The sequence below is a fragment of the Sphingomonas faeni genome (genome assembly GCF_040407565.1).
Classification (GTDB): Bacteria; Pseudomonadota; Alphaproteobacteria; order Sphingomonadales; family Sphingomonadaceae; genus Sphingomonas; species Sphingomonas faeni_F.
In genome coordinates this window covers 151,846-176,204 of the sequence record NZ_JAPZPR010000003.1, presented here as the reverse complement: position 1 = coordinate 176,204, position 24,359 = coordinate 151,846, and the positions used below count along the sequence as shown (strand labels likewise).

General features: G+C 66.3%; 23 protein-coding genes. 6 read left to right on the top strand and 17 right to left on the bottom strand.

Annotation, left to right across the window (positions count from 1 at the left end):
* Positions 1-3 precede the first annotated feature (3 nt).
* The 3 genes from fabG to fabD are packed head-to-tail and all read right to left on the bottom strand — an operon-like array spanning position 4 to position 2,159.
* Positions 4-741 (bottom strand): 3-oxoacyl-[acyl-carrier-protein] reductase, encoded by a 738-nt coding sequence (gene fabG, locus O6Y00_RS07565; RefSeq protein WP_353441990.1) that lies wholly within the window; start codon positions 739-741, stop codon positions 4-6.
* An 11-nt stretch (positions 742-752) separates the two neighbouring features.
* Positions 753-1,172: a GxxExxY protein gene (locus O6Y00_RS07560; protein WP_353441989.1), complete on the bottom strand. Its 420-nt coding sequence runs from the start codon at positions 1,170-1,172 to the stop codon at positions 753-755.
* Between the two features lie 27 nt (positions 1,173-1,199).
* Positions 1,200-2,159 (bottom strand): ACP S-malonyltransferase, encoded by a 960-nt coding sequence (fabD, locus tag O6Y00_RS07555; protein WP_353441988.1) that lies wholly within the window; start codon positions 2,157-2,159, stop codon positions 1,200-1,202.
* A gap of 200 nt (positions 2,160-2,359) precedes the next feature.
* On the opposite strand from fabD, the gene O6Y00_RS07550 reads away from it, so the two are divergent.
* The 4 genes from O6Y00_RS07550 (at position 2,360) to rplI (ending at position 4,174) form a co-directional block, all read left to right on the top strand.
* Complete coding sequence (locus O6Y00_RS07550) at positions 2,360-2,719, top strand: RcnB family protein (protein WP_353441987.1); 360 nt, start codon at positions 2,360-2,362, stop codon at positions 2,717-2,719.
* 184 nt (positions 2,720-2,903) lie between these two features.
* Entirely contained in the window at positions 2,904-3,338 is a 435-nt protein-coding gene (gene rpsF, locus O6Y00_RS07545; protein WP_056050884.1) for a 30S ribosomal protein S6, read from the top strand.
* A 2-nt stretch (positions 3,339-3,340) separates the two neighbouring features.
* Positions 3,341-3,565 (top strand): 30S ribosomal protein S18, encoded by a 225-nt coding sequence (gene rpsR / locus O6Y00_RS07540; RefSeq protein ID WP_031393978.1) that lies wholly within the window; start codon positions 3,341-3,343, stop codon positions 3,563-3,565.
* A 12-nt stretch (positions 3,566-3,577) separates the two neighbouring features.
* Positions 3,578-4,174, top strand: a complete 597-nt coding sequence (gene rplI / locus O6Y00_RS07535; RefSeq protein ID WP_056050886.1) for a 50S ribosomal protein L9 — start codon at positions 3,578-3,580, stop codon at positions 4,172-4,174.
* A 505-nt stretch (positions 4,175-4,679) separates the two neighbouring features.
* Here the strand turns inward: rplI and rmuC are convergent.
* The 3 genes from rmuC to recR form a co-directional block, all read right to left on the bottom strand.
* Positions 4,680-6,131 (bottom strand): DNA recombination protein RmuC, encoded by a 1,452-nt coding sequence (rmuC, locus tag O6Y00_RS07530; RefSeq protein WP_353441986.1) that lies wholly within the window; start codon positions 6,129-6,131, stop codon positions 4,680-4,682.
* Positions 6,132-6,597: 466 nt separating this feature from the next.
* Positions 6,598-7,122 carry a peptide deformylase gene (gene def / locus O6Y00_RS07525; RefSeq protein ID WP_353441985.1) on the bottom strand — a complete coding sequence of 175 codons (525 nt, stop codon included), beginning with the start codon at positions 7,120-7,122 and terminating at the stop codon, positions 6,598-6,600.
* Positions 7,123-7,153: 31 nt separating this feature from the next.
* Positions 7,154-7,750 carry a recombination mediator RecR gene (gene recR / locus O6Y00_RS07520; RefSeq protein WP_056052820.1) on the bottom strand — a complete coding sequence of 199 codons (597 nt, stop codon included), beginning with the start codon at positions 7,748-7,750 and terminating at the stop codon, positions 7,154-7,156.
* 52 nt (positions 7,751-7,802) lie between these two features.
* On the opposite strand from recR, the gene fmt reads away from it, so the two are divergent.
* Together fmt and truA are read left to right on the top strand one after the other, a co-directional pair.
* Positions 7,803-8,729, top strand: coding sequence for a methionyl-tRNA formyltransferase (gene fmt / locus O6Y00_RS07515; protein WP_353441984.1), 927 nt, complete (start codon positions 7,803-7,805; stop codon positions 8,727-8,729).
* On the top strand, positions 8,726-9,466 hold the full coding sequence (gene truA / locus O6Y00_RS07510) for a tRNA pseudouridine(38-40) synthase TruA (RefSeq protein ID WP_353441983.1): 741 nt from the start codon (positions 8,726-8,728) through the stop codon (positions 9,464-9,466). Before fmt ends, truA begins: the two co-directional genes overlap by 4 nt.
* 72 nt (positions 9,467-9,538) lie before the next feature.
* On the opposite strand, the gene O6Y00_RS07505 is transcribed toward truA, so the two are convergent.
* From O6Y00_RS07505 to dapA, 11 genes are all read right to left on the bottom strand, one after another.
* Positions 9,539-10,735: a class I SAM-dependent RNA methyltransferase gene (locus O6Y00_RS07505; RefSeq protein WP_353441982.1), complete on the bottom strand. Its 1,197-nt coding sequence runs from the start codon at positions 10,733-10,735 to the stop codon at positions 9,539-9,541.
* Positions 10,732-12,216 carry an NAD(P)H-hydrate dehydratase gene (locus O6Y00_RS07500; RefSeq protein WP_353441981.1) on the bottom strand — a complete coding sequence of 495 codons (1,485 nt, stop codon included), beginning with the start codon at positions 12,214-12,216 and terminating at the stop codon, positions 10,732-10,734. Before O6Y00_RS07500 ends, O6Y00_RS07505 begins: the two co-directional genes overlap by 4 nt.
* Positions 12,213-12,620, bottom strand: a complete 408-nt coding sequence (locus tag O6Y00_RS07495; protein ID WP_353441980.1) for a hypothetical protein — start codon at positions 12,618-12,620, stop codon at positions 12,213-12,215. Before O6Y00_RS07495 ends, O6Y00_RS07500 begins: the two co-directional genes overlap by 4 nt.
* On the bottom strand, positions 12,601-14,322 hold the full coding sequence (ilvD, locus tag O6Y00_RS07490) for a dihydroxy-acid dehydratase (RefSeq protein WP_353441979.1): 1,722 nt from the start codon (positions 14,320-14,322) through the stop codon (positions 12,601-12,603). Before ilvD ends, O6Y00_RS07495 begins: the two co-directional genes overlap by 20 nt.
* Positions 14,323-14,658: 336 nt before the next feature.
* Positions 14,659-15,009 (bottom strand): response regulator, encoded by a 351-nt coding sequence (locus tag O6Y00_RS07485; RefSeq protein ID WP_353441978.1) that lies wholly within the window; start codon positions 15,007-15,009, stop codon positions 14,659-14,661.
* A gap of 59 nt (positions 15,010-15,068) precedes the next feature.
* The gene (locus O6Y00_RS07480; protein WP_353441976.1) at positions 15,069-17,450 is read right to left on the bottom strand and encodes a hybrid sensor histidine kinase/response regulator; all 2,382 of its coding nucleotides are present in this window, start codon (positions 17,448-17,450) and stop codon (positions 15,069-15,071) included.
* Positions 17,451-17,878: 428 nt separating this feature from the next.
* Positions 17,879-19,924: a M13 family metallopeptidase gene (locus O6Y00_RS07475; protein WP_353441975.1), complete on the bottom strand. Its 2,046-nt coding sequence runs from the start codon at positions 19,922-19,924 to the stop codon at positions 17,879-17,881.
* A 148-nt stretch (positions 19,925-20,072) separates the two neighbouring features.
* Complete coding sequence (locus O6Y00_RS07470; RefSeq protein WP_353441974.1) at positions 20,073-22,139, bottom strand: M13 family metallopeptidase; 2,067 nt, start codon at positions 22,137-22,139, stop codon at positions 20,073-20,075.
* A gap of 82 nt (positions 22,140-22,221) precedes the next feature.
* Positions 22,222-22,770, bottom strand: coding sequence for a DUF2062 domain-containing protein (locus tag O6Y00_RS07465; RefSeq protein WP_414883032.1), 549 nt, complete (start codon positions 22,768-22,770; stop codon positions 22,222-22,224).
* A 40-nt stretch (positions 22,771-22,810) separates the two neighbouring features.
* Positions 22,811-23,293 carry an SsrA-binding protein SmpB gene (gene smpB / locus O6Y00_RS07460; RefSeq protein ID WP_132739206.1) on the bottom strand — a complete coding sequence of 161 codons (483 nt, stop codon included), beginning with the start codon at positions 23,291-23,293 and terminating at the stop codon, positions 22,811-22,813.
* Between the two features lie 159 nt (positions 23,294-23,452).
* Positions 23,453-24,337 carry a 4-hydroxy-tetrahydrodipicolinate synthase gene (gene dapA, locus O6Y00_RS07455; protein WP_353441973.1) on the bottom strand — a complete coding sequence of 295 codons (885 nt, stop codon included), beginning with the start codon at positions 24,335-24,337 and terminating at the stop codon, positions 23,453-23,455.
* Positions 24,338-24,359 lie beyond the last annotated feature (22 nt).

Below are 24,359 nucleotides of genomic sequence, written 5' to 3'. Positions count from 1 at the left end.
AGTTCAGATCATCGCCATCCCGCCGTTCACGTGCACGGTTTGTCCCGTGACGTAGCCGGCTTCACGGCTAGCGAGGTACACGATCGCCGCGCCGATGTCTGCGCCTTCGCCGAGGCGACCGGCCGGAATCTTCGCGGTGAGCGCGGTCTTCTGCGCGTCGGGCAGCGCGTCGGTCATCGGCGAGGTGATGAAACCGGGCGCGACGCAGTTGACGGTGATGCCGCGGCTGGCGAGTTCCTGCGCCATCGATTTCGACATGCCGATCAGGCCGGCCTTCGACGCGGCGTAGTTGGCCTGACCGGGATTGCCGGTGACGCCGACGATCGACGTGACCGAGATCATCCGGCCGAAGCGTGCCTTCATCATCGGCTTGGCGGCGGCGCGCATGAGGCGGAACGCGGCTTCGAGATTGACGCGGATGACGCTGTCCCACTCGTCGTCCTTCATCCGCATCGCGAGATTGTCGCGGGTGACGCCGGCGTTGTTGACAAGGATGTCGAGCTTGCCGAGCTTTTCCACGGCCTGGGGAACGAGCGCATCCACCGCGGCGCCATCGGACAGGTTGCAGGGGAGCGCGACGTGGTCACCACCGAGGCTGGCGCGGAAGGCTTCGAGCTTGTCGGCGTTGGAGCCGGATACGGCTAGGCGCGCGCCTTGGGCGGCGAGTGCCTTGGCGATCTCGGACCCGATCCCGCCGGATGCCCCGGTGACGAGAGCGGTCATGCCTGTGAGGTCGAACATTTTGGTCTCCATCAGATTTTGTTCACGCGAAGGCGCGATGGCGCGAAGGGGGTGTAGCCGTTGACGATCCGACGGAGCCCCTCCTTCAGCGTCTCGCCTCCGAAGTTGATCAGCAGCCCCAATGGCTGTTTGGTTAGTCGCAGATAAGTCAGCAGTTGCTTTGCGTGAGCGGCATTCAGCTGCTCGACCGATTTAATTTCGACGAGCAACCGATTGCCGACAATGAGATCGATGCGGAACGCAGCGTCGAAGTGCAGTCCCTCGAAATCGATCGATACTGATCGCTGCCGCTCGACCTCATATCCCAGGCTGGCGAGCTTGCTCGCCAACACAGTCTCGTAGACGCTTTCAAGCAATCCGGGCCCAAGCTTCCGGTGAAGGCGAAGCGACACATCAATGACGTCGGAAGCGGCAGCCTCAAGATCCATCATCTTCGCGCCTTTGCGCCTTCGCGTGAATCACATCTTCTTCACGAATTCCTCAATGTCGTCCATCGTGATGACGCTCGTAGTTTCGGCGTCGGGGGCGATGCGCTTGACCATCGGGCTGAGCACCTTGCCACCGAATTCGACGAAATGTTCGACGCCCGCCGCATGCATAGCCAACACCGATTCGCGCCATCGGACCATGCCGGTGACCTGCTGGACCAACAGGTGACGGATTGCGCCTGGGTCGGCGACTGCGGTGGCATCTACGTTGGCGAAGACGGGAACGAGGGGCGCGCGGAGGTCGGCATCCAGGAGGGCAGCTTCCATCGCTTCGGCGGCGGGTTGCATCAACGGGCAGTGGAAAGGCGCGGAGACGGGCAACAATACCGCGCGCTTGGCGCCGAGGTCCTTGGCCAGCGCGATCGCCTTTTCGATGGCGAGGCGGTGGCCGGAGATGACGACCTGCGACGGGTCGTTGTCGTTGGCGACGGTGCAGATCATCTCGGGGCCGCCCTCCGCGAGGATCGCGTCGACCGCGGCGCCGGCGATGACCTGCGCCTTTTCGAGGTCGGTGCCGAGCAATGCGGCCATTGCCCCCTCGCCTACCGGTACCGCCGCCTGCATGGCGCGGCCGCGAAGCTTCAACAGGCGCGCGGTGGTCGACAGGTCGAGCGCACCGGCTGCGCACAAGGCGGTATATTCGCCTAGGCTATGGCCGGCGACATAGTCCGCCTTGTCGGCGAGGCGGATGCCGCCTTCCTTCTCGGCGACGCGCAAGGTGGCGATCGCGTTCGCCATGATCGCGGGCTGGGCGTTCTCGGTGAGGAGCAGGTCGTCCGCCGGACCTTCGCTCATCAGGCGGAACAGGTGCTGGCCGAGCGCCTCGTTGACTTCGGCGAAGACCTCGCGGGCGGTGGCACTGGCGTCGGCGAGCGCCTTGCCCATGCCGACAGACTGGCTCCCCTGGCCGGGGAAGATGAACGCGCGCATGGCCTCTCCTCTGTGTTGGGTCTTCGTTTGAGCGCGGGGCCTATAAAGGTGCGCGTCGAGTTGCAACCTGAACGAACCTTGCGGCCTTGCGACAATATGCGACCATTTCGCCGGCCTTGCGACAATCGCCTGCGACAATCGGCTCCCAGATTATGGAGGACGCCGCAGCAACGGCGCCGTGTTTCAAACGGGAGATTATCATGAAGACGTTCATCCTCAGCGCACTTGCCGCTACCCTCGTCGCCAGCCCACTGCTCGCCGCAGCGCCTGCCGAAGCGCAGCAGCGTCGCGAAGTCACCACCGTGCGCCACAACGATAACAACGGCCGCACCGTCGTCACCAAGCGCACTGTCGTCCGCACGCCGCAGTATCGCAACTGGCGCACCGGCCAGCGCTTCGATCGTCGCCAGGCTCAGAACTACCGGGTGATCACGACGTACCGCAACTATCGCCTCGCACCCCCGCCCCGCGCGCATCAGTGGGTCCGCTCGGGTCGCGACGCGATCCTGATCGACGGTCGCGGCAATGTGGTCCAGGTTCGTGGCGGCGCGTTCCGGTAAACGGGCCGGTAAACCTGAACACCTTGCCTTTTCCCGATAAACGGGTAAGGCCCTCTGCAACCGGGGTGAGAGATTCGCGTCTCTCGCCCCTGTTTGCATTCTAGACGCCGTTTTCTAAGACGACAGCCGGAGGGGTGCACGCATGGGGCGTGTATCAGCGATCGGCCAAGACGAAGGACAAGACATGGCTCTTTACGAGCACGTGTTCCTTGCGCGCCAGGATCTGGCACAAGCGCAGGTGGACGCACTGGCGGAAATCGCCACCAAGATCGTGAACGACAACGAAGGTCGGGTCGTAAAGACCGAGAACTGGGGCCTGCGTTCGCTGGCGTACAAGATCGCCAAGAACCGCAAGGCGCACTATGTCATGCTCGAGATCGATGCCCCGGGCAGCGTGATCGCAGAGCTGGAGCGCCAGACCCAGATCAACGAAGACATCATCCGTTACATGACGGTCAAGGTCGACACCCTCGAAGAGGGCCCGACCGTGATGATGCGCAAGCAGGATCGTGACCGCGAGCGTCGTGGCGACCGTGAAGGTGGCCGTGAGGGCCGTCCCGATCGTGGCGATCGTCCGGACCGTGGTCCCCGTCGTGACCGCGAAGAGGGAGCTGAATAATCATGGCACGTCCATTCTTCCGCCGCCGCAAGAGCTGCCCGTTCTCCGCCAAAGACGCTCCCCGGATCGACTATAAGGACGTCCGGTTGCTGCAGGGCTTCGTGTCCGAGCGTGGCAAGATCGTCCCGTCGCGTATCACTTCGGTGGCCGCAAAGAAGCAGCGCGAACTGGCCCAGGCCATCAAGCGCGCGCGTCATCTGGGCTTGCTGCCCTACATCGTTAAGTAAGGACACGCCCACATGGACGTCATTCTGCTTGAGCGCGTCGAAAAGCTTGGTGCTATCGGCGACGTGGTGAAGGTCAAGGACGGTTACGCACGTAACTTCCTGCTTCCCAACAAGAAGGCGCTTCGTTCGAACGAAGCCAACCGCAAGGTGTTCGAGTCGAACCGTGCGAAGATCGAATCGGACAACGCATCGCGTCGCAGCGATGCCGAGACCGAAGCGAAGACCTTCAACGACGCGACCGTGACCCTGATCCGTCAGGCGTCGAACACCGGTCAGCTCTACGGTTCGGTGGCGGTTCGCGATCTGGTCGATGCGCTGGTGGCCGACGGTCACAAGGTCGGCAAGTCGGCGATCGTGCTCGACAAGCCGATCAAGGCGATCGGTGTCTACACCGTCAAGGTCTCGCTGCACCCCGAGGTGTCGGTGGCCGTCAAGGTCAACGTCGCCCGCTCGCCTGAAGAGGCCGAGATGCAGGCTTCGGGCGTCGACGTGATGTCGTCGATGTTCGAGCGCGACGAGGCTGGCTTCGTCGAGGATTACGATCCGAACGCAGAGCCCGGCGCGACCGCCGAAGCTCCTCGCGACCAGGAGGAAGAGGCGCAGGGTTGATCCCTTCGCTTCTCTTCTAGCCGATACTAAAAGGCCTGCCCGGAGCGATCCGGGCGGGCCTTTTCTGTTGTGCTTTTGCGACGGGTGTCAGGGGCAGGTTACGCAGGCGCCGATCATGGCTGCGAAGGGGATCAGGGCGCAGAGGATGGGGACTAGGTGTTTCATGACCGGGTGACTCTTGGGGGTGTTATCCGGTTAATGCGCAGGGTCGGGAAAGGTTGCCGAGAGGTGAACGAATTTTGTACCGATCGGTTTCCGGTGTGAAGTTTTAACGCCATCGACCGCCCATTACCTGCTTCCCCGCCACCCCGGACCTGTTTTGAGGTCCACGGTTCCGCAATCTCTCAAGCCACTGAGCTCGCGGAACGGTGGATGCTGGAACGAGCCCGGCATAACGGAATGGTGCAGTACCTCCGCCCCCAACCGTTCCCCCGCGAACGCGGGGGTCCAGGATAATAGAACGCAGCACTGCTTGATCCTGGGCTCCCGCTTTCGCGAGAGAACATTAAGTGGTGGCGTCTTCTGGCTTCTCGATCAGCGCGGGCCCCTCGCCTAGCGCCAGCGCGTCTACCGAAGACACGTCTTCGAGATCGCGTGCGCCGGTCTCGATGTTGAGATCCCGGAACTTGCGCCCCGTCACCATCAGGCGGCCGTTGAACGAGTTGGTGAAGCCGTTGAAGTTCTTCACCGCGCTGTTGAGGCCGACGCCGACCTTCCGCAGGTCGTCCGCGACCTTGGCAAGGCGATCGTGCATCTCTTTGCCGAGTTCGCCGATCTTCCGTGCTTCGTTAGCGAGCTTTTCTTGCCGCCAGACTGCTGCGACGGTGCGCGCAATCGCGATCAGGTTGGTGGGCGTTGCCAGCAGCACGCGCTTCTCGAACGCGAAATCCCAGAGCGTCGGGTCGTGTTCGAGCGCGGCGGAGAGGAAGTGTTCGCCGGGGACGAACATGATGACGTAGTCGGGCGTATCGGCAAACTGGCTCCAATAGGCCTTGTTGCCGAGGCCGTTGACGTGGGCGCGCATCGACGCCGCGTGGGCAGCGAGGCCGATCAGGCGCTCGGCGTCGTCGACCGCGCCGAAGGCGTCCTGGTACGCGTTGAGCGAAACCTTCGCGTCGATCACCAAAGCGCGGCCGCCGGGGACGCGGATGATTGCGTCGGGGCGGAGGCGGGCGCCGTCGTCGCCTACCGCGACCGAGACCTCGGTCTGGAAGTCGGTGTGCTCGCTGAGCCCGCAGGTTTCGAGGACGTTCTTCAGCTGCTGCTCGCCCCAGCGGCCGCGCGACTTGGGGGCGTTGCGGAGAGAGTTGACGAGTTTGGCGGCTTCGGTCGAGACCTTTTCCTGGCCGAGGCGCATCTGTTCGATTTGCCCCTTGAGGTCGCCGAATGCGTCGCGGCGCTCGGCCTCGACCTTCGCGACGCCTTCTTCATAGCGTTGCAGGCGGTCGCTGACGGGTTGGAGCATCGACTTCAGGTTGAGGCCGGCGGACTCTTCCGACTGGCGGAAGCGGGCGTCGGCGCGTTCGAGGAAAGTCTTCTGCGCGTCGCTGAGCAACTTGTTGGCGACGTCGCCGAACTGCGCGGCCATGACGTCCTTGGCTTCGCGGAGTTCCAGCAGACGTGCTTCGAAGGCCTCGCCCTGCGCCTTGAGCGTGGCGATTTCGGTGCGGGCGGCGTCGCGGTCGGTGCGGATCGTTGCGAGGTCGAGGCGCATGCGATCGGTGTCGGTGGCGCGCTCGGCGTTCTGCGCGCGGAGCGTGGCGAGATCCTGCATCGCAGCGTTGCGTTCGCGTTCGACGGCGTCGCGCGCGGTGCGGATGAGGTCGGCGTCTGCGACCTTGGTCTGCGCGACGGCGAGTTCGCTGGCTAGGGTGGCGGCTCGGCGGGAGGCCAGGAGCCAGCCGAGGAGGATGCCGGCGGCTAGCGCGAGGACGGCGATGATGGCGAACTCAGCCATTTTGCACCCGCGAATTTAGCTGGAAGTGCACAAAGTGCAGACGCTGGCGCAGCATTTTCTCAGGGGACAATGTGCGCACCGGCGAGCGGGTTTGGGCGGGGGATGGAGACGTCATGGGTGGAACATACGTCGAACGATTGATGTAGGACAATCGGAATATGTTGTTCTCCCGCGGAAGCGGGAGTCCAGGGTTACAAGCGGTAGCGCTCGTGGTCCTGGGCCCCCGCCTTCGCGGGGGAACTATGGGGCGGGTGGCAACTCCGATAGTCGGCACCCTCTCAAATACTACCACCCCGGCGGAGGCCGGGGCCCAATTGGAAAGGTTTCAATAACGAGGGACTGCGCTCAGTTGGCGACGTTCCCCAATTGGGCCCCGGCCTTCGCCGGGGTGGTTGCGTGTTGGGCGAGTAAGCCGCGCTCTCAGGGACGCACTCTCAGCACAGAGAGCACGGACACCCCCCGCCCCTCACCCCAGCTTGCGCTGCTTCGCCAACTTCTTCAGCACCATATCGCGCTTCAATCGGCTGATGTGGTCGATGAACAGCACCCCGTCGAGATGGTCGATCTCGTGCTGCATGCAGGTCGACAGCAGCCCGTCGAGGTCTTCTTCGAACGCCGCGCCGGTCTCGTCGAGCCACTTCACGCGGCACCGCGCCGGGCGCGCGACTTCGGCATACTGCTCCGGGATCGAGAGGCAGCCCTCGTTGTAGGTGGAGACTTCGTCGCTGACCGACAGGATCTCGGCGTTGATGTACGCCTTGGGGTTCTTGATCGGCTTGTCGTCCTCGTCCTTCTCCTCCTGGAGATCGATGACGAGGACGCGCTGCTGGACGCCGACCTGGGTCGCGGCGAGGCCGATGCCGTTGAAGTCGTACATCGTCTCGATCATGTCGGCGACGAGCGTGCGGGTGGAGTCGTCGACCGTCTCCACCGGCTCGGCGACGAGGCGCAGGCGGGGATCGGGGACTTCGAGAACGGTCATGACGGTCATCCTGCGCAGCTAGGTTCCGCGCGTTGAACCGTCAAGCCATTGGCCGCCTTGCCCTTAACGCCTGCGCCAGCGTGCCCTCGTCGAGATAGTCGAGTTCGCCGCCGACCGGCAGGCCATGTGCGAGCTGAGTGACGCGGACGGGGAAGCGTTCGATGCGCTCAGCGATGTAGTGCGCGGTGGTCTGGCCTTCGAGCGTGGCGTTCATCGCGAGGACGACTTCGTCGATGCCGCCGGCTTCGATACGGCGGACGAGGCTGTCGATGCTGAGGTCCTCGGGGCGGATGCCTTCGAGCGCGGACAGCCGACCGCCAAGAACGTGGAAGCGGCCGGGGAACAGGCGCGAGCGGTCGAGCGCCCAAAGGTCGGCGACTTCCTCGACGACGCACAGCGAGCGCTGGTCGCGGCGCGGGTCGGCGCAGATCGCGCAGGGGTTGGTGGTGTCGACGTTGCCGCAGGTGCTGCAGTTCTCCAGCCGCTCGTCGACGGCGGTCAGCGCCTCGCGTAACGGCCCCAGCGCCGCATCGCGCTTCTTGAGCAGATGCAGCACGGCGCGACGTGCGGACCGGGGGCCGAGGCCGGGGAGCCGGGCCAGCGCCTGCGTCAGCGCCTCGATCTCGGGGGATGCCATAGGGAACAGATAGGGGGTTGCGCGGCTCCCCGCCAGCGTGTTCGAGAGGGGCATGCGGATCATCTTCATGGGAACGCCGGACTTCGCGGTGCCGGTGCTGGAGGCTCTCGTCGCGGCGGGGCATGAATTGGTGGCGGCGTATTGCCAGCCTGCCCGGCCAGGGGGGCGGCGCGGGCGCGAGCTGGTGCCGTCGCCGGTACAGGTCCGGGCGGAGGCGCTGGGGATCGAGGTGCGGACGCCGGTGTCGTTCAAGGCGTCTCTGCCGGAGGGGCTGGAAGCTCGCGAGGCGTTTGCGGCCTTGGACGCGGATGTTGCGGTGGTCGCGGCCTATGGTCTTATTCTGCCGCGCGCCGTGCTGGAGGCGCCTCGGTTCGGGTGCCTAAACGTGCATGGATCGCTGTTGCCGCGGTGGCGCGGGGCGGCGCCGGTGCAGCGGGCTATCCTCGCGGGCGATGCCGAGACGGGTGTCGGGATCATGCAGATGGAGGCGGGTCTGGATACCGGCCCGGTCCGGCTCGAGGGGCGGACGCCGATCGTCGGCAAGACCGCGGGGGACCTGACGTCCGAGCTGTCGGCGATGGGGGCCCGGTTGATGGTCGAGGTGCTGGGCGATCTGGACGCCTACCCTGCCCGGCCGCAGCCCAAGGAAGGCGTTACCTACGCCGCCAAGATCGACAAGGCGGAGGCGCGGATCGATTTCGAGCGGTCGGCGGTCGAGGTCGAGCGACTGGTGCGGGCGATGAACCCGGCGCCGGGGGCGTGGTTCGAGCATGCGGGCGAGCGGGTGAAGGTGCTCGCGGCGGACGTGCTGCCGTTCTCGTTTCTTGGATGCGAGGGGCTGACGGTCAACGCCGAGCTGACGATCGGGTGTGGCGACGGGGCGATCCGGCCGACCTTGGTGCAGCGGGCGGGGCGCGGCGTCACCTCGGCCACGGAATTGCTGCGTGGGTTTGCGATTCCGTCGGGGACGCAGCTTTGACGCGGTTCGCGTTGACGGTGGAGTTCGATGGCCGCCCGTTCATGGGCTGGCAGCGGCAGAAGCATGGACCGAGCGTGCAGGCGGCGCTGGAGGCGGCCGTGCTCAAGATGACCGGCGAAACCGCATCGGTGCAGGCGGCGGGGCGGACCGATGCGGGCGTGCACGGGATGGCGATGCGCGCGCATGTCGATATCGCGAAACCGCTCGCGGCGTTTCGGTTGATGGAGGGGCTGAATGCGCTGGTGAAGCCCGCGCCGGTGTCCGTACTGGCGTGCGAGGTGGTCGACGACGATTGGCATGCGCGGTTTTCGTGCGTCGGGCGGTCGTACGAGTACCGGATCGTCAACCGGCGCTCGCCGCTGACGTTCGAGGCGGGGCTGGCCTGGCAGGTGCCGCAGTTGCTTGATGCCGGAGCGATGGCGGAGGCGGCGGGGGCGCTGGTCGGGCGGCATGACTTCACGACGTTTCGGTCGGCGCATTGCCAGGCGGATAGTCCGGTGCGGACTTTGGACCGGCTCGAGGTGGTGCGCGAAGGGGAGCGGTTGTTTGTCTATGCGGCGGCGCGATCGTTCCTGCATCATCAGGTGCGGTCGATGGTCGGGTGTCTGGCGCTGGTCGGGATGGGCCGTTGGGCGGTTGGCGATGTTGCGGCCGCGCTTGAGGCGAAGGATCGCGCGATGCTGGGGCTGAATGCGCCGCCCGATGGGTTGTTCTTCGTGAGTGCCGTTTACCCCTGACAAGCCTGTTCCCCCGCGAAGGCGGGGGTCCAGTCTGGGCCCCCGCCTTCGCGGGGGAACAAATTTCCTCGGTTACCGAACGAACTTGGCAGCCAACTCGACGTGCGTCGACCAGCGGAACTGGCCGACGGGCTGGACCCAGTCGATCCGCCAGCCGGCGTCGCACAACTCCTTGGCATCCCGCGCGAAGCTGGTCGGGTTGCACGAGACATAGGCGATCACCGGCGTCTTGCACTCCGCCAGCGCGGTCGCCTGCTCGCGCGCGCCAGAGCGGGGCGGATCGATCACCACCGCATCGAAGCGATCGAGTTCGGCCACCGTCATCGGCCGGCGGTAAAGATCGCGGTGCTCTGGGTACACCGGACGTTGCGTGCGGTGAGCGGCGGACTTCAGCGAGCCGAGCGCATCTCGCGCGCCTTCGGCCGCGTAAACCTTGGCGGGGATCGCGAGTGTGAAGGTGCCGAGGCCGGCGAACAGGTCGGCGACCGTCCCGGGCTTGCCGATCGCCTCCAGGACGGCGGCGGTGAGTGCGGCCTCGCCGTCGGGCGTGGCCTGGAGGAACGACGCGGGCGGGAGCGGCACGGGGACGCCGCCGAGCGTGATCGTGACCGCGTCGGGCTCCCAGCGCGTCTCGGGTCCGAGACCGTCGTCGAACGCCACGCGGGCGATCTTGTGGTCTTCGCAGAATTTGGTCAGCGCTTCGGCGGCGGGGAGGCCTTCGGGGGCGAACCCGGTGATCAGGATGTCGGCGCCCTGGTCGGCGAGCGTCAGGTGGATGTCGGCGCGGCGGCGGAAGTTGAGGCGCTTGAGCAGCTGACGGAGCGGCTGGACGAGCGCGAACAGGCGCGGATCGAGGATCCAGCATTCCTTGATGTCGACGATCGTGTGCGCCTTCTCCGCAGTGAAGCCGAGCGTGATCTTGCCGCCCTTGGCCTCGGCGTGGAGCGTCGCGCGGCGGCGACTTCGCTCGGGCGAGATGTGGGGGGTGCGGATCGGCGCGGACAGGTCCTGGCCGTCGAGCGCGGAGGCGATGCGGTCGGTGACGAACTCGGCATAGGCCTGATCGTCGAGATGCTGGAGCTGGCACCCACCGCAGGTCGGAAAATGCACGCAGGGGGGAGTCTGGTGGTGCGGGCCGGGGATCACGGTGCCGTCGGCGGCGAGCGTGTCGCCGGGCGCCGAGAAGGCGGCGTGGCGTCCGTCGGCGGTCATGCCGTCGCCGCGCGCCGCGACGCGGACGATGGTATCGATCTTCGTTTCAGAGGTCATAGCGATGCTCTGGCGGACCGGAGCGCTTCCGCCAAGTCGTCGGCGATGAATGCGGGCCCCAATCGGCGGGCAGCGTCACCGTGGAGCCACACTCCGGCGCAGGCAGCGTCGAGCGGATCGATCTTTGCGGCGAGCATCGCGCCGATCGCCCCGGCAAGGACGTCGCCGGTGCCGGCGGTGGACAGCCAGTCACTGGCGCCCTGCCCAATGCGGACGCGGCCATCGGGCGCGGCGATAACGGTGTCGGCGCCCTTGAAGACGACGATGGCGTTGGCGCGGGTGGCGGCGTCGCGGGCTCGGGTGATCTTGTCCGCCTCGGATTTGCCGAAGAGCGCGTCGAACTCGCCAGCGTGCGGCGTGAGGATGACGGGGACGTCCAACGTCTTGATCCGGTCGGGGTCCAGCAGGCGGAGGGCGTCGCCGTCGATAATCAGCGGGTGGCCTGCGTTTAGCGCCGCTTCGAGGCGAGCCTTGGCGGTATCGTCGCGACCGAGGCCGGGACCGATCACGAGTGCGCCGATACGGTCGTTGGCCAGCGCATGATCGGAGAACGGTGCGCGGACGAGCGCATGCGGGGGGCCTTGGCTTTCGCCGAGCAGGGTCACGTAGCCGGCGCCGGCGCGCATCGCGGCCAGGGCTGCAAGATCGGAAGCGCCGGACATGGTGCCAGCGATGATCGCGACCATTCCTCGGGTGTATTTGTGCGAGTCGGGGCCGGGGGATGGGAGCGACGGGACCTTGAGGACTTCGGCTTGGCTGGCAGTGGGAACGCCGATGTCGAGCAGGCGAAGCTCGCCGCAATAGCGCGCGGCGGGTTGGAGGAGGTGCGCGGGTTTTACAGCGCCGAGCGCAAGGGTGAGGTTGAAGACGGGCGGCGTGATGAGCGCCTCGCCTGTGTCGGTGGCAAGGCCACTGGGCAAATCGACAGCGATGCTGAGTTGAGCGGCGTTCGCGAGGGAGTGTAGACACTCGACCACAGACCGTTCCCCCGCGGACGCGGGGGCCCAGGATAGGCCGCTAGGTGAGCCCTCGGGATTTAGCTGCGCCCCCGCGTCCGCGGGGGAACGGTTGGGTGTCGGTGTTGTACTGGCGTCGAGCGGTCGCGTCAGGCCGGTGCCGAACAACGCGTCTACGAGGATCGGCGCGGGTTTTGCCATCGCCAGCGTTTCGACCGGGCCTAGCCACCCTGCCCTCGCCGACTTCGCCGCATCCGTCTTGGGCTCCGACAACGCCGCGACGCGAACTGGCACACCCAGTTTCGCCAGCAGGCGGGCCGCGACATAGCCATCGCCGCCGTTGTTGCCGGGGCCGCAGAGGATCAGGACTTCGTTCGCGCCCGCCAACCGGCGGACGGCGCCCGCGATGGCCGTGCCGGCGCGCTCCATCAGCGCATCCACCGAGACGCCGGTGGTGATCAGCGCATTTTCCGCTGCGCGCATTTCGGCGGCTGTGAGGACCGGCTGGCCTTCGATGCCGATCATGACGGCTTCGTCGCGCCCTTGACGGTCGCCGGGAGGCGATAGCGGTTGCCGCCCAGCGCGACCTCGATGCCGCCCCCACCCAAGATCGTGACCTTCGCCACCTCGGCGCCGTCCGCCGCGATCACGCCGCGGCCGTCCTGCGTTACCAGCAACCGACGGAAGGCTCCGTCTGGATGGCGGATCGTTAGGATCAGGCCATCCTTGCCTTGCGCCTGTTCGATCGTGCAGGTCGACGCGAACGCGGCTTCACCCTGCGCACAGGCGATACGGCTGTCCCCGGCAGTTTCGGTGCGCTGCTGCGCCTCGACCTGTTCGCTACTCGGCTGCCCTCGCCCACACGCTGAGAGCGGGAGCGAGAGAAGCGCGGCAACCGCCAGTATTCGTTTAGATATCCGCGTAGACATGGGTTTCGGCTGCGGCTCCAGGGTGCGTGACGGCACCCTTGTACGCGGGGCCGACGGTCTTCGCATAGCGCCACAATGCACCCGACCCGTAATCGTTGGTGCGCGGCACCCACGCGGCGCGCCGCTCCGCCATCACGTCCTCGGGAACGTCGAGGTCGATCGTGCCGGCCTCGGCGTCGATGTGGATGATGTCGCCGTTCTCGACCAGCGCGATCGGGCCGCCGTCCGCTGCTTCGGGCCCGACATGGCCGATGCAGAAGCCGCGCGTGCCGCCCGAGAAGCGCCCGTCGGTGATCAGCGCGACGCTCTCGCCCATACCGAGGCCGTAGAGTGCGGCGGTGGTCGACAGCATCTCACGCATGCCGGGGCCGCCCTTGGGGCCTTCGTAGCGGATGACGATGACTTCGCCTTCGTTGATCTGGCGGTTCTCGACCGCGGCGAAGGTATCCTCCTCGCAATTGAACACGCGCGCCGGCCCCGAGAACTGGAGCCGGTGCATGCCAGCGACCTTCACGATCGCGCCGTCGGGCGCGAGGCTGCCGCGCAATCCGACGACGCCGCCGGTCGGCGTCAGTGGGGTCTTGATGTCGTAGATGACCTTCTGGTCGGGGTTCCACGTCACCTGGTCGATGTTTTCGCCGAGCGTCTTGCCGGTCACCGTCATGCAACTGCCGTCGAGGAACCCGCCCGCGAGCATCGTCTTCATCAGCATGTAGACGCCGCCCGCCTCGTACATGTCCTTGGCTACGTACTTACCACCGGGTTTGAGGTCCGCGATGTACGGCGTTGTCTTGAAGATCTCGGCGACGTCGAACAGGTCGAATTCGATCCCGGCTTCTGACGCCATCGCGGGGAGATGCAGCGCGGCGTTGGTCGAGCCGCCAGTCGCCGCGACGACGCGTGCGGCGTTGATGAACGCCTCACGCGTGCAGATGTCGCGGGGACGGATTTTGTCGGCGAGGCACTCCATGACCTGCGCACCGGCCGCCACGGCAATCTGTTCGCGCGTGGTGTAAGGTGCGGGCACCATGTTGCTGTTCGGGATCGACAAACCGATCGCCTCGGCGACGCAGGCCATCGTGTTCGCGGTGTACTGGCCACCGCATGCGCCGTGGCCGGGGCACGCGACCTTCTCGATCGCGTGGACTTCGGAGAGCGGGCACGCGCCGGCAGCGTATTTGCCGACGATCTCGAACACGTCGACGACGGTGACGTCGCGATCCTGATAGCGACCGGGCAGGATCGAGCCGCCATAGACGAACACGCTCGGGATATTAAGGCGGAGCATCGCCATCATCATCCCGGGGAGCGACTTGTCGCAGCCGGCGAACCCGACCAGCGCGTCATAGCAATGGCCACGGACCGAGAGCTCGACCGAGTCGGCGATGACTTCGCGGCTCACCAGCGAGGCCTTCATGCCCTGATGACCCATCGCGATGCCGTCGGTGACGGTGATCGTGTTGAACCGGCGCGGCATGCCGCCGCCCTGGATGACGCCGGCCTGCGCGGCATCCGCCTGCGCGTCGAGCGTGGTGTTGCAGGGCGCGGAGTTGTTGCCAGCGGACGCGAGCGCGACGAACGGACGCGCGATCTGCTCCTCGTCTAGGCCCATCGCGTAGTAATAGCTGCGGTGCGGGGCGCGCTCCGGGCCGACGGAGACGTGGCGGCTCGGTAGGCGCGATTTATCGAATGTGCGGGTCATGGCGAACGCCTATGTCGCGGGAGGGGGTATTTGCGCAAGAGAGTTGCGTCGTTTTTTGGAGGAGAGCCTAGCTCCCTCCTGCGTCATCCCCGTGGAGGCGGGGATCCAGATCGGCAGCCGTTGAGGATTTTCACACCGGGGTCTGCCAATATGGGTTCCCGCCTTCGCGGGAATGACGGGGTGTAGTGGAACTGCTCCCCTCCCTGGAAGGGAGGGGTTGGGGGTGGGTCGGCCTGTTGGTTGACGTTGACCCGCCCAAGCGGCCTACCCACCCCCGCCCCCTCCCTTTCAGGGAGGGGGGCAGAAGTGTAGCGTTTAGCGCTCGATCAGTTAGTATCAGAGGCCTTCGAGGGCCTTCGCGACGCCGTCCATCGTGAAGGGCTTCTGCAACCGCGGACGGTCGCGGAATTCCGGGGCCACGCCATCATCGCCACCGCCGGTGGCGAAGACGAACGGGACGCCCTTGGCCGCCAATGCCTCGGCGACCGCGGTGCTTTTCTCGCCGCCACGCAGGTTCACGTCGAGGATCGCGCCATCGACGCCGCCCTCTTCGATCCGCTTGAGCGCGTCTGCGACCGTGTCGACGGAGCCCGCCACACCCTTGTCCAGCACTTCGAGAAAATCCTCGAGCATCATGGCGATCAACGGTTCGTCTTCGACGATCAGAATCTGCTGGGAAGCGGTCATGTCATGCGCATAGTCGGGATTGTTACGACTTGCCAACATCTTGTTCGGGTCAGCCCGGTTTAGGCTCGGCGCGTCGCCAGCACGTCTCGTGCCGCTTCGGCCAGTTCCTGGACCGAGAAGGGTTTCGGCAGGAACGCAACGTTGTCGAGGTCGATCGACTTGCGCAACTGCTCCTCGGCATAGCCCGACATGAACAGGATCGGCAGGTCGGGAAATTTCTCGCGCGCATGGCGGACCATCGTCGGGCCGTCCATCTGCGGCATGACGACGTCGCTGATGAGCAGGTCGGGCCGGCCGTGTTTCTCCAGCACTTCCAACGCGATCTCGCCGTTTTCTGCGGTCAAAACTGTGTATCCCTGCCGCGTGAGCGCGCGCTCGGCGACGGCGCGGACCATGTCCTCGTCCTCGACCAGCAGGATCGTGCCGGTGCCCCACAGGTCGACCGGCTTCGGCGTCGGCTTGATCACCACCGGACGAGTCGCGGCGGGGGCCGAATGGACCGGCAAGTACATCGAGAAGGTCGCACCCTGCCCTGGCTTGCTGTCGGCGAAGATGTAGCCGCCGGACTGCTTGACGATGCCGTAGACCGTCGAGAGGCCGAGCCCGGTGCCCTTGCCGAATTCCTTGGTGGTAAAGAACGGCTCGAAGATCTTGGGGAGTACGTCGGGCGGGATGCCGGTGCCGGTGTCCTGGACGATCAGCGCGGTATAGTCGGCGACGGGCAGGATGTCGGATGCCATCTCGCGCACTTCGGACGCGGGAACGGCGCGCGTGGTGATCGTCAGCACGCCGCCGCCGCGCGCGTTCGCCGAGACGATCGCGTCGCGCGCGTTGACCGCGAGGTTGACGACGACCTGCTCGAGCTGGCCGGGATCGGCGCGGACGGGCCCCAGATTGCGGCCGTGCGTCATGTCGAGGCGGACGTTCTCGCCCATCAGGCGCTTGAGCAGGTTGGAGACTTCGGAGACGACGTCGGGGAGCTGGAGGATCTGCGGGCGGAGAGTCTGCTGGCGCGAGAAGGCGAGCAGTTGACGGGTCAGGCTGGCGGCGCGGTTCGAGTTGGTGCGAACCTGCTGGATATCGTCGTAATCGCTGTCGCCGGGCGAATGGCGCATCAGCATCAGGTCGCAGTGGCCGATGATCGCGGTCAGGATGTTGTTGAAATCATGCGCGACGCCGCCGGCGAGTTGGCCGACCGCCTGCATCTTGGTGGCCTGCGCGACCTCGCGCTTGAGGCGGCTTTCCTCGCTGTTGTCCTTGAGGCTGAGCAGCACGGCCGCGTCGCCGAGCCCGCGCGCGCCGGCGATGGTGAGCGCGACCGGCTCGTCCGGGTGATCCTTGAGGCGGACGGCCATGTCGGCGGAGTGCGTCGCGCCGTTCGCGAACTTGCGGATCGCATCGGCGACCGCGGCCTTGTCCTCGCGGACGACGAGGTCGCCTGGATAGAGCGGTGGCGCGACCGCATTGACGCCCGCCGCGCGCAGGAACGAGTCGTTCATCTGCAGGAAGCGACCGTCGCGGTCGACCAGCGCCATGCCGAACGGCATCATGCTGACGAGGCTGCGGACGTGCGCGGAGGCGCTGGCGCCGAGCGCGGGGGCGTTCTCCTCCTCGTCGAGCAGTGCGACCAGCACGGGCGCGTCCTCGCCGTCGAGGAACGGGATCTGGAGGACGCGGAGCGGCGTGCCTTCGAGGCCTTCGCGTTCGAACCGGACGAGACCGCGGCTGTCGGTGATGAGGAACCGGGCAAAGTCGCGGCCTGCTATCGTATCGTATTCGTCGCCGCACGCCCTCGCGCGGAGGACACGGTTGGCGGTGCGGACGCGGCCGTCGGGCGAGAGCAACGCGGCCATGATGCCGCTGCCGCCGAGCCGGTCTCCGGTCGGGCCGGTCAACAGCGCGGCAAGCGTCTCGGCGAGGTCGTGTTCCTGCGCGGTGACGAAGCGCCAGACGAGCATGTCGGCGTCGTCACCGGCGCGCGCGATCTGCGCGGACAGACAGACGTTGCGGGCGTTGAGACGGTCGACCTGCGCGGTGCCGTCGCGCCAGGCGGAGCGGCCGGCGTCGGCGAGCGCTGCGTTGCCGGCTTCGTCGAGCGGCAGGCCGGGGGGCGTCGGGAAGCCTTCGAACAGCGCTTCGTAGGCGTCGTTGGCGCAGACGAGGCGCCCGGCGCGGTCGGTGATCGCGAGCGCGTCGGTGCCGGCTTCGGCGACGGTGCGCGTGAGGTCCCAGTCGACCGGGCGCGGCGCGTCCCGGGCGACGGGGTTGAGCAGGCGCCACGCGATCAGCGCGCCGACGACGATGATCGCCGCGGCGAAGAATCCGGCGGCGGCGATCCAGCTGCCGACGAGCAACAACACGATCGCGGCGGCGGCGACGCCAGAGGCTATGGCGACGAATGCTGCGTTGCGGGCGGGGGTGGGTAAAGCGAGCGATGCCATCGCGGGGAGTCATCCGCTGTTGCGGGGTTAGGCGTCAAGCTGGTTGCGGTGGTGTTGGGGGGTTACTCGTATTGCAGGCGACGTTCCCAAAAGGGAATCGCCACCCCGGCGTAGGCCGGGGCCCAGTTGGAAAGGTGGTAATAAAGATGCACGGACCGTCGTCAGCAACGTCCCCCAACTGGGCCCCGGCCTTCGCCGGGGTGGTTGTTGTGGCTAGGGTAAGGTTGATCCTGCTCCCCTCCCTGGAAGGGAGGGGTTGGGGGTGGGTCGGCCTGTTGGCGGACGCTGTGCTCTCCAAGCGGCCTACCCACCCCCTGCCCCTCCCTTTCAGGGAGGGGGGACCGTTGGGGATTGGGCGGGCTTGGGCGCTTTCCTATGCAGGAAACGTATTAGGTTTTGCTCCCCCGCTATCGCAAGGGAGCCAGCCCTTACCAGATCCGAACGCGCTGCTCCGGCGTCAAATACAGCTTCTGCCCGGGCGTCGGCTTGTATGCCGCATACCAGGGGTCGAGGTTGCGCACGACCCACGCACGCTGCTGCGACGGCGAGTGTGGATCGGTCAGCAAGCGGTTGCGAAGGTTGGCTTCCCGGTAGTTGCGGCGCCAGACCTGCGCCCAGCCAAGGTAGAAGCGCTGATCGCCGGTGTACCCGTCGAGGACGGGCGCGGTCTTGCCGCCGAGTGCCGTGTGGTACGCATCGTACGCCACCGTCAGACCCGCGAGATCGGCGATGTTCTCACCCATCGTCAGCTGGCCCTTCACGTGCATGCCGGGCAGCGGTTCGTACGCGTCATATTGCGCGCCGAGCTTGCCGGTGAGCGCCTTGAAGCCGGCGATGTCCTTCGGCGTCCACCAGTCGGTGAGCTGGCCCTTCGCATCGTATTTCGAGCCCTGGTCGTCGAAATGATGGCTTAACTCATGGCCGATCACCGCGCCGATGCCACCGTAATTGACCGCATCGTCGGCCTTCGGATCGAAGAACGGCGGTTGCAGGATCGCGGCCGGGAAGACGATCTCGACCATGCCGAAATTGGCGTAGGCGTTCACCGTCATCGGCGTCATGCCCCATTCCCAGCGCTGCAACGGCTTGCCGAGCTTGGCGATATTGTCCTGGTGCTGCCATTCGTTCGCGCGCCACTCGTTGCCGAACGCATCGCCCGAGGTGATCGTCAGCCCCGAGAAATCCTTCCACTGGCTCGGATAGCCGATCTTGGGGGTGAACGCGGCGAGCTTGGCGTGCGCCTTGACCTTGGTCTCGGGCGCCATCCATTCGAGCTTGTCGATCCGGCGGCCCATCGCGGCGAGCACGTTCTTGACGAGCTTGTCGGCTGCGGCCTTGGTCTCGGGCGGGAAATACTGCGCGACGTAGAGCTTGCTGACCTCGTCATCGAGCGCGCCGGAGGTGAACTGCACGCCACGCTTCCAGCGGGCTTCCTGCTCGGGGGTGCCGCCGAGGACGGTGCCGTAGAACGCGAACTGCTCCGCGTCGAACGCCTTGGGGAGGACGTCGGCATAGCCGTCGAGCGAGCGCAGGATCAGCTGGTCCTTGAGCACGCCGATCGGCGCGGTCGAGACGAGCTTGGCGATGCCGGTGATCGCCGAGGGCTGCGCGACGATGACGGTCGGAACGGGCGTGCCGATACCTTTGAAATACGCGGCAAAATCGAAGCCGGGGGCGCGCTTGGCGAGATCGGCGACGGTCATCTTGTTGTAGGTTTTGGTGGCGTCGCGGCTGTCGACGCGGGTCCAGCTGACCTTGGCGATCTCGGTTTCGAACGCGAGCAAGGCGGTGGCGCGGGCTTCGGCGTTGGGTTCGCCGGCGAGCGTGAGCATCTTGACGATGTGCGCGCGGTAGGCGTTGCGCGCCTCGACGAGCTTGGCGTCGGTGCTGAGGTAATAGTCGCGGTCGGGGAGGCCGAGGCCGGACTGGCCGAGCGAAAGCGCGTATTGCTCGGGCAGCTTGTCGTCCTGACCGACACCGCCGCCGAACGGGCCACCTATGCCGGCGCGATCGGCTTCGGCGAGGAGGGCGGGATAGCCCGCGCGGTCGTTCAGCGCGGCGATCTTGGACAGCCAGGGCTTGATCGGGGCGAGGCCCTTGCCTTCGATCGTGCCGGTGTCGAGATAGGTGGCGTAGGCGCGGCCGATCTTCGAGTTGGGGTCCTTCGCGGCGGTGTCGAGGATGCCGCGGGTGCGCGTCTCGGACAGGTCGGAGAGGAGGTTGAACGAGCCGTAGTTCGACTTGTCGGCGGGGATCGGGGTGGTCTTGGACCAGTTGCCGTTGGCGAAGGTGTAGAAATCGTCGCCGGGCTGGACGGTCTTGTCCATGCCCTTCTCGTCGAAGCCGAACGTCCCGTATTGCGCGCCGGTGGAAGCGGCGGTTGGCGGGCTCGGCTCAGCCGTTTGCGAGATGGCGGCGGTGACGCCGGTGATGGCGGTTGCGGCGAGCAGGCCGGCGACGATGAAGGACTTCATGGGGTTCTCCTAATCTCGTCATCCTGACGAAAGTCAGGATCCAGAGTTGCAGGCGGATGCGTGCGTGGCTCTAGATCCTGGGTCGAGCCCAGGATGACGGGGCTCTTTGGGACGGGGCTCTATCGGGCGGGTCGGCTAAGCCGATCGTTTACCAGATACGGACGCGGTTGGCGGGGGCGAGGTAGCTCTTCTCGCCGGGCTTCGCGCCGAACGCCGCGTACCAGGGGTCGAGGTTGCGGACCGTCAGGACGCGCTGGTGGCCCGGCGAATGCGGGTCGGACAACAGCGCCTGCTGGAGCGCGGCGTCGCGGAACTTGGTGCGCCAGACGCCCGCCCAGCCGTAGTAGAAGCGCTGGTCGCCGGTCGTGCCGTCGATGATCGGCGCCTGCTTGCCGCCGAGCGACTTGTGGTACGCGTCGTAGGCGACCGTCAGGCCCGCCAAGTCGGCGATGTTCTCACCGAGCGTCAGGCCGCCCTGGATGTGCTGGCCGGGGAGCGGTTCGTACGCGTCATACTGCTTCACGAGCGCATCGGTGAAGACCTTGAAGCGCGCGACATCCTGCGGCGTCCACCAGTCGGTGAGCTTGCCGTTGAGGTCGTATTTGCGGCCCTGGTCGTCGAAGTGGTGGCTGATCTCGTGACCGATCACCGCGCCGATACCGCCGTAATTGACCGCCGGGTCCGCCTTCGGATCGAAGAACGGCGGCTGCAGGATCGCGGCCGGGAAGACGACCTCGTTCATCGTCGGGTTGGCGTACGCGTTGATCGTCATCGGCGTCATGAACCACTCAGCCCGATCGATCGGCTGGCCGAGCTTCTTCAGGTCACGATCATATTCGAACGCGTTGGCGCGCGACACGTTACCGACGAGATCGCCGCGCTGGATCTGGAGCGCCGAGTAATCGCGCCACTTGTCCGGATAGCCGATCTTCGGGGTGAAGGCGGCAAGCTTGGCAAGCGCCTTGGTCTTGGTCTCGGGCGCCATCCATTCGAGATTCCGGAGACGCTCGCCCATCGCCGCGATGACGTTCTTGACGAGGTCGTCAGCCGCAGCCTTCGACGCGGGCGGAAAATACTTGGCCACGTACTGCTGGCCGATCGCCTCGCCCATCGCGCCAGACACGGTCGAGACGCCGCGCTTCCAGCGGACCTGCTGCTCGGGCGTGCCGGACAGCGTGGTGCCGTAGAACGCGAAGTTGGTCTTGTCGAAATCGCTCGACAGATACGGCGCGTAGGCGCGCAGCACCTTGAGCATCGCATAGTCCTGCAGGACGTTGATCGGCGTGTCGGCGAAGACCTTCGCCTCGCCCGTCACTGCGCTCGGCTGTGCGACGAGATAGAACGGACGGCCGGTGACGCCCATCGCGGTCATGTACTGCGCCCAGGGGAAGCCGGGCGCCTTCGCGGCGAAGTCGGCGGCGGTCCATTTGTTGTAGGTCTTGTCGGCGTCACGGCTCTCGATCCGCGTCCAGTGCGCGGTCGCGAGGCCCTTCTCCATGTTGAAGACGGCGGCAGCGCGAGCGGCGGCGTTGGGCTCGCCGGCTAGCGTCAGCATCCGCGTCAGATACGCCTGGTACGCGGTGCGGATGGTCGCGAGCTTCGCGTCGTCCTTGAGGTAATAGTCGCGGTCGGGGAGGCCGATGCCGCTCTGGCCGAGGCTGACGACATAGGTGGTCGGATCCTTGTCGTCCTGCTGCACGCCGACGCCGACGAGGCCACCGACGCCCATGCGCTGGAGCTTGGCGATCTCGGTGACGAGCGCGGTCTTGTCCCTGGTCGCCTTGAGCGCGGCGAGCATCGGCTTGACGGGCGTGGCGCCCTTCGCGTTGACCGCGGCCTCGTCCATGAAGCTCGAGTAGAAATCACCGACCTTGTCGCCGGGCGTCTTGGCAGAGACGTCGAGGATCGTGCGGGTGCGTTCGAGCGACAGGTCCTGGAGGACGTGGAACATGCCGTAGGACGAGCGATCGGCGGGGATCGGCGTGGTCTTCACCCAGCCGCCGTTCGCGTAATCGAAGAAGTCGGTGCCCGGCGTCACGCTGGTATCGCGGCCGGCCATGTCGAAACCGAAATCGCCGATCTGCGGCTTGTTGGCGTCCTTGGCGGCGACGGGACCCTTGGCAGCCTTGGCGAGGGTCGGCGACGGGGCACTGGTTTGGGCGAAAGCCGATGCGGCGGACGCGAGCAGGATCACGGTAACAATCGACTTACGCATCAAGAACCTCGGAAAAGATCTTCAGGATGCGGTGTGTTCTACGCCGATAGGACGGTCCGTCAATTCCAACCGGTGTCAAATGTTACGAAACATGACCGACACGATTGTCGTGGCGGTGCCGCCACTTGCGCGCGATCCACAACCGCCAGCCGAGCGCACTGAGCGCATACCCGCCGACCGAACACACGATTGTGATGACCAGCAGGCCGAGCGCGGTGGCGGGTCCCGCCTGCATCAGCCACGGGATCCATTCGGTACGCGCCGCCGCATCCGCAACGGGCTGACCGGGGACATGCGCGTCGAGCCGGAGCAGCGACGACCCGATCCAATAAGCCGCGATCCAGAGCGGCGGCGTGGTCAGCGGGTTGGTGATAAAAGTGGTCAGCGCTGCGGTCGGCACGTTGGCGCGGAACGGCAATGCGAAGATCGCGGCGACCGGCGTCTGCGCGACCGGGATCAGGATGCCCGCGACCATCCCGAGCGCGACACCGCGCGGAACCGACCGGCGGGTGAAGCGCCACAGTTCGGGCGCGAGCACGCGGTGCGCCACCGGACGGAGAAGACGGTTCCGCTCCATCGATTCGCGGGTCGGCAAATTGCGATGCGACCACGCCGCGAGACGCCCGAATATGCTCAAGACGATAGGGTCATCGACACCGGCGCCACGTCGGTTATCCGCGATCCCGCATGATCCGACCCTGCTCGCGCTTCCAGTCCTGTTCCTTCACCGAATCGCGCTTGTCGTGGTTCTGCTTGCCCTTGGCGAGCGCCAGTTCGATCTTCGCGCGACCCTTCGAATTGAAGTAGATCATCAGCGGCACGAGCGTCATGCCCTGGCGCGCGACCGCGCCGAACATCTTGTTGATCTCGCGCTCGTGGAGCAGCAACTTACGAGGCCGCTTGGGTTCGTGGTTGAAGCGGTTGCCGTGGCTGAATTCGGGGATGTTCGAATTGACCAGGACGACGGTCTTGCCCTTCACCTCGGCATAGGCCTCGGCGATCGATCCCTCGCCGCCGCGCAGCGCCTTCACCTCGGTGCCGGTGAGCGCGATGCCCGCCTCGAACACCTGCTCGATGTAATAGTCGTACCGCGCGCGCCGGTTCTCGGCGACGATCTTGGTCTTCTCGAAGGTCGGGGGTTTGGGACGTGCCATGGGACGCGCGATGTAGGAGGTCGCGAGGCTTAGGGGAAGCGGTGGGGTGCTATTCGCGCAAACAAACGCCGTTCTCCTGCGAACGCAGGAGTCCAGGGTTACACGCGGCGGTCTTCGTGATCCTGGGCTCCTGCTTTCGCAGGAGAACACGCAGGGGGTTCAGGCCAGACCGGCGTGCGCCAAGGCGGCATCGACCGCAGCGCGCGAGGCCTCACCGGCGGGGGTCATCGGCAGGCGGAGCGTCTCCGGGAAGCCAGCCCGCACCTTCGTCATCGCGTACTTCACCGGACCCGGCGAGGCATCGGTGAACAGCGCCTCGTGCAACGGATAAAGCTTATCCTGATACGCCAGAGCCTTGACGAAATCGCCCGACTGGCACGCCGCCTGGAACTCGGCACAGAGCTTCGGCGCGACGTTGGCGCTCACCGAGATGCAGCCGGTGCCGCCCATGACGTTGAACGCCAACGCGAGGTCGTCATTACCCGACAGCTGGCAGAAATCCGGTCCGCACGACGCGCGGTGCTGCGAGACACGCGCGAGGACGCCGCTGGCATCCTTCACCCCGACGAACACGTCCGGGAACGCCGCGACGATCCGCGCCAGCGTCGCCGGCTGGATATCCGTCACCGTCCGAGCGGGGACGTTGTAGAGGATGATCGGCAGCGGGGTCGACGTCGCCAGCGCCTCGAAATGGCGGAAGATTCCCTCCTGCCCCGGCCGGTTGTAATAGGGCGGGACCATCAACGCTGCATCTGCACCAGCCTCTTTCGCGGCTCGCAGGTTGGCCGAGGCGACGCGCGTATCGTTCGAGCCCGCACCCGCGATCACGGGCACGCGACCCTTCGCCTGGTCGACGCAGACGCGGACCACATGGAAATGCTCGTCGTACGACAAGGTCGCCGCCTCGCCGGTCGTTCCGCATGCGACCAGCCCCGACGAGCCCTCGGCGATCTGCCACTCGACGAAGTCGCGATAGGCGGGTTCGTCGAAGCTGCCGTCGGCGGCAAACGGCGTGACGAGCGCCGGAATAGATCCTGAAAACATGCGGTGGCCTGCGGTCCTGTTG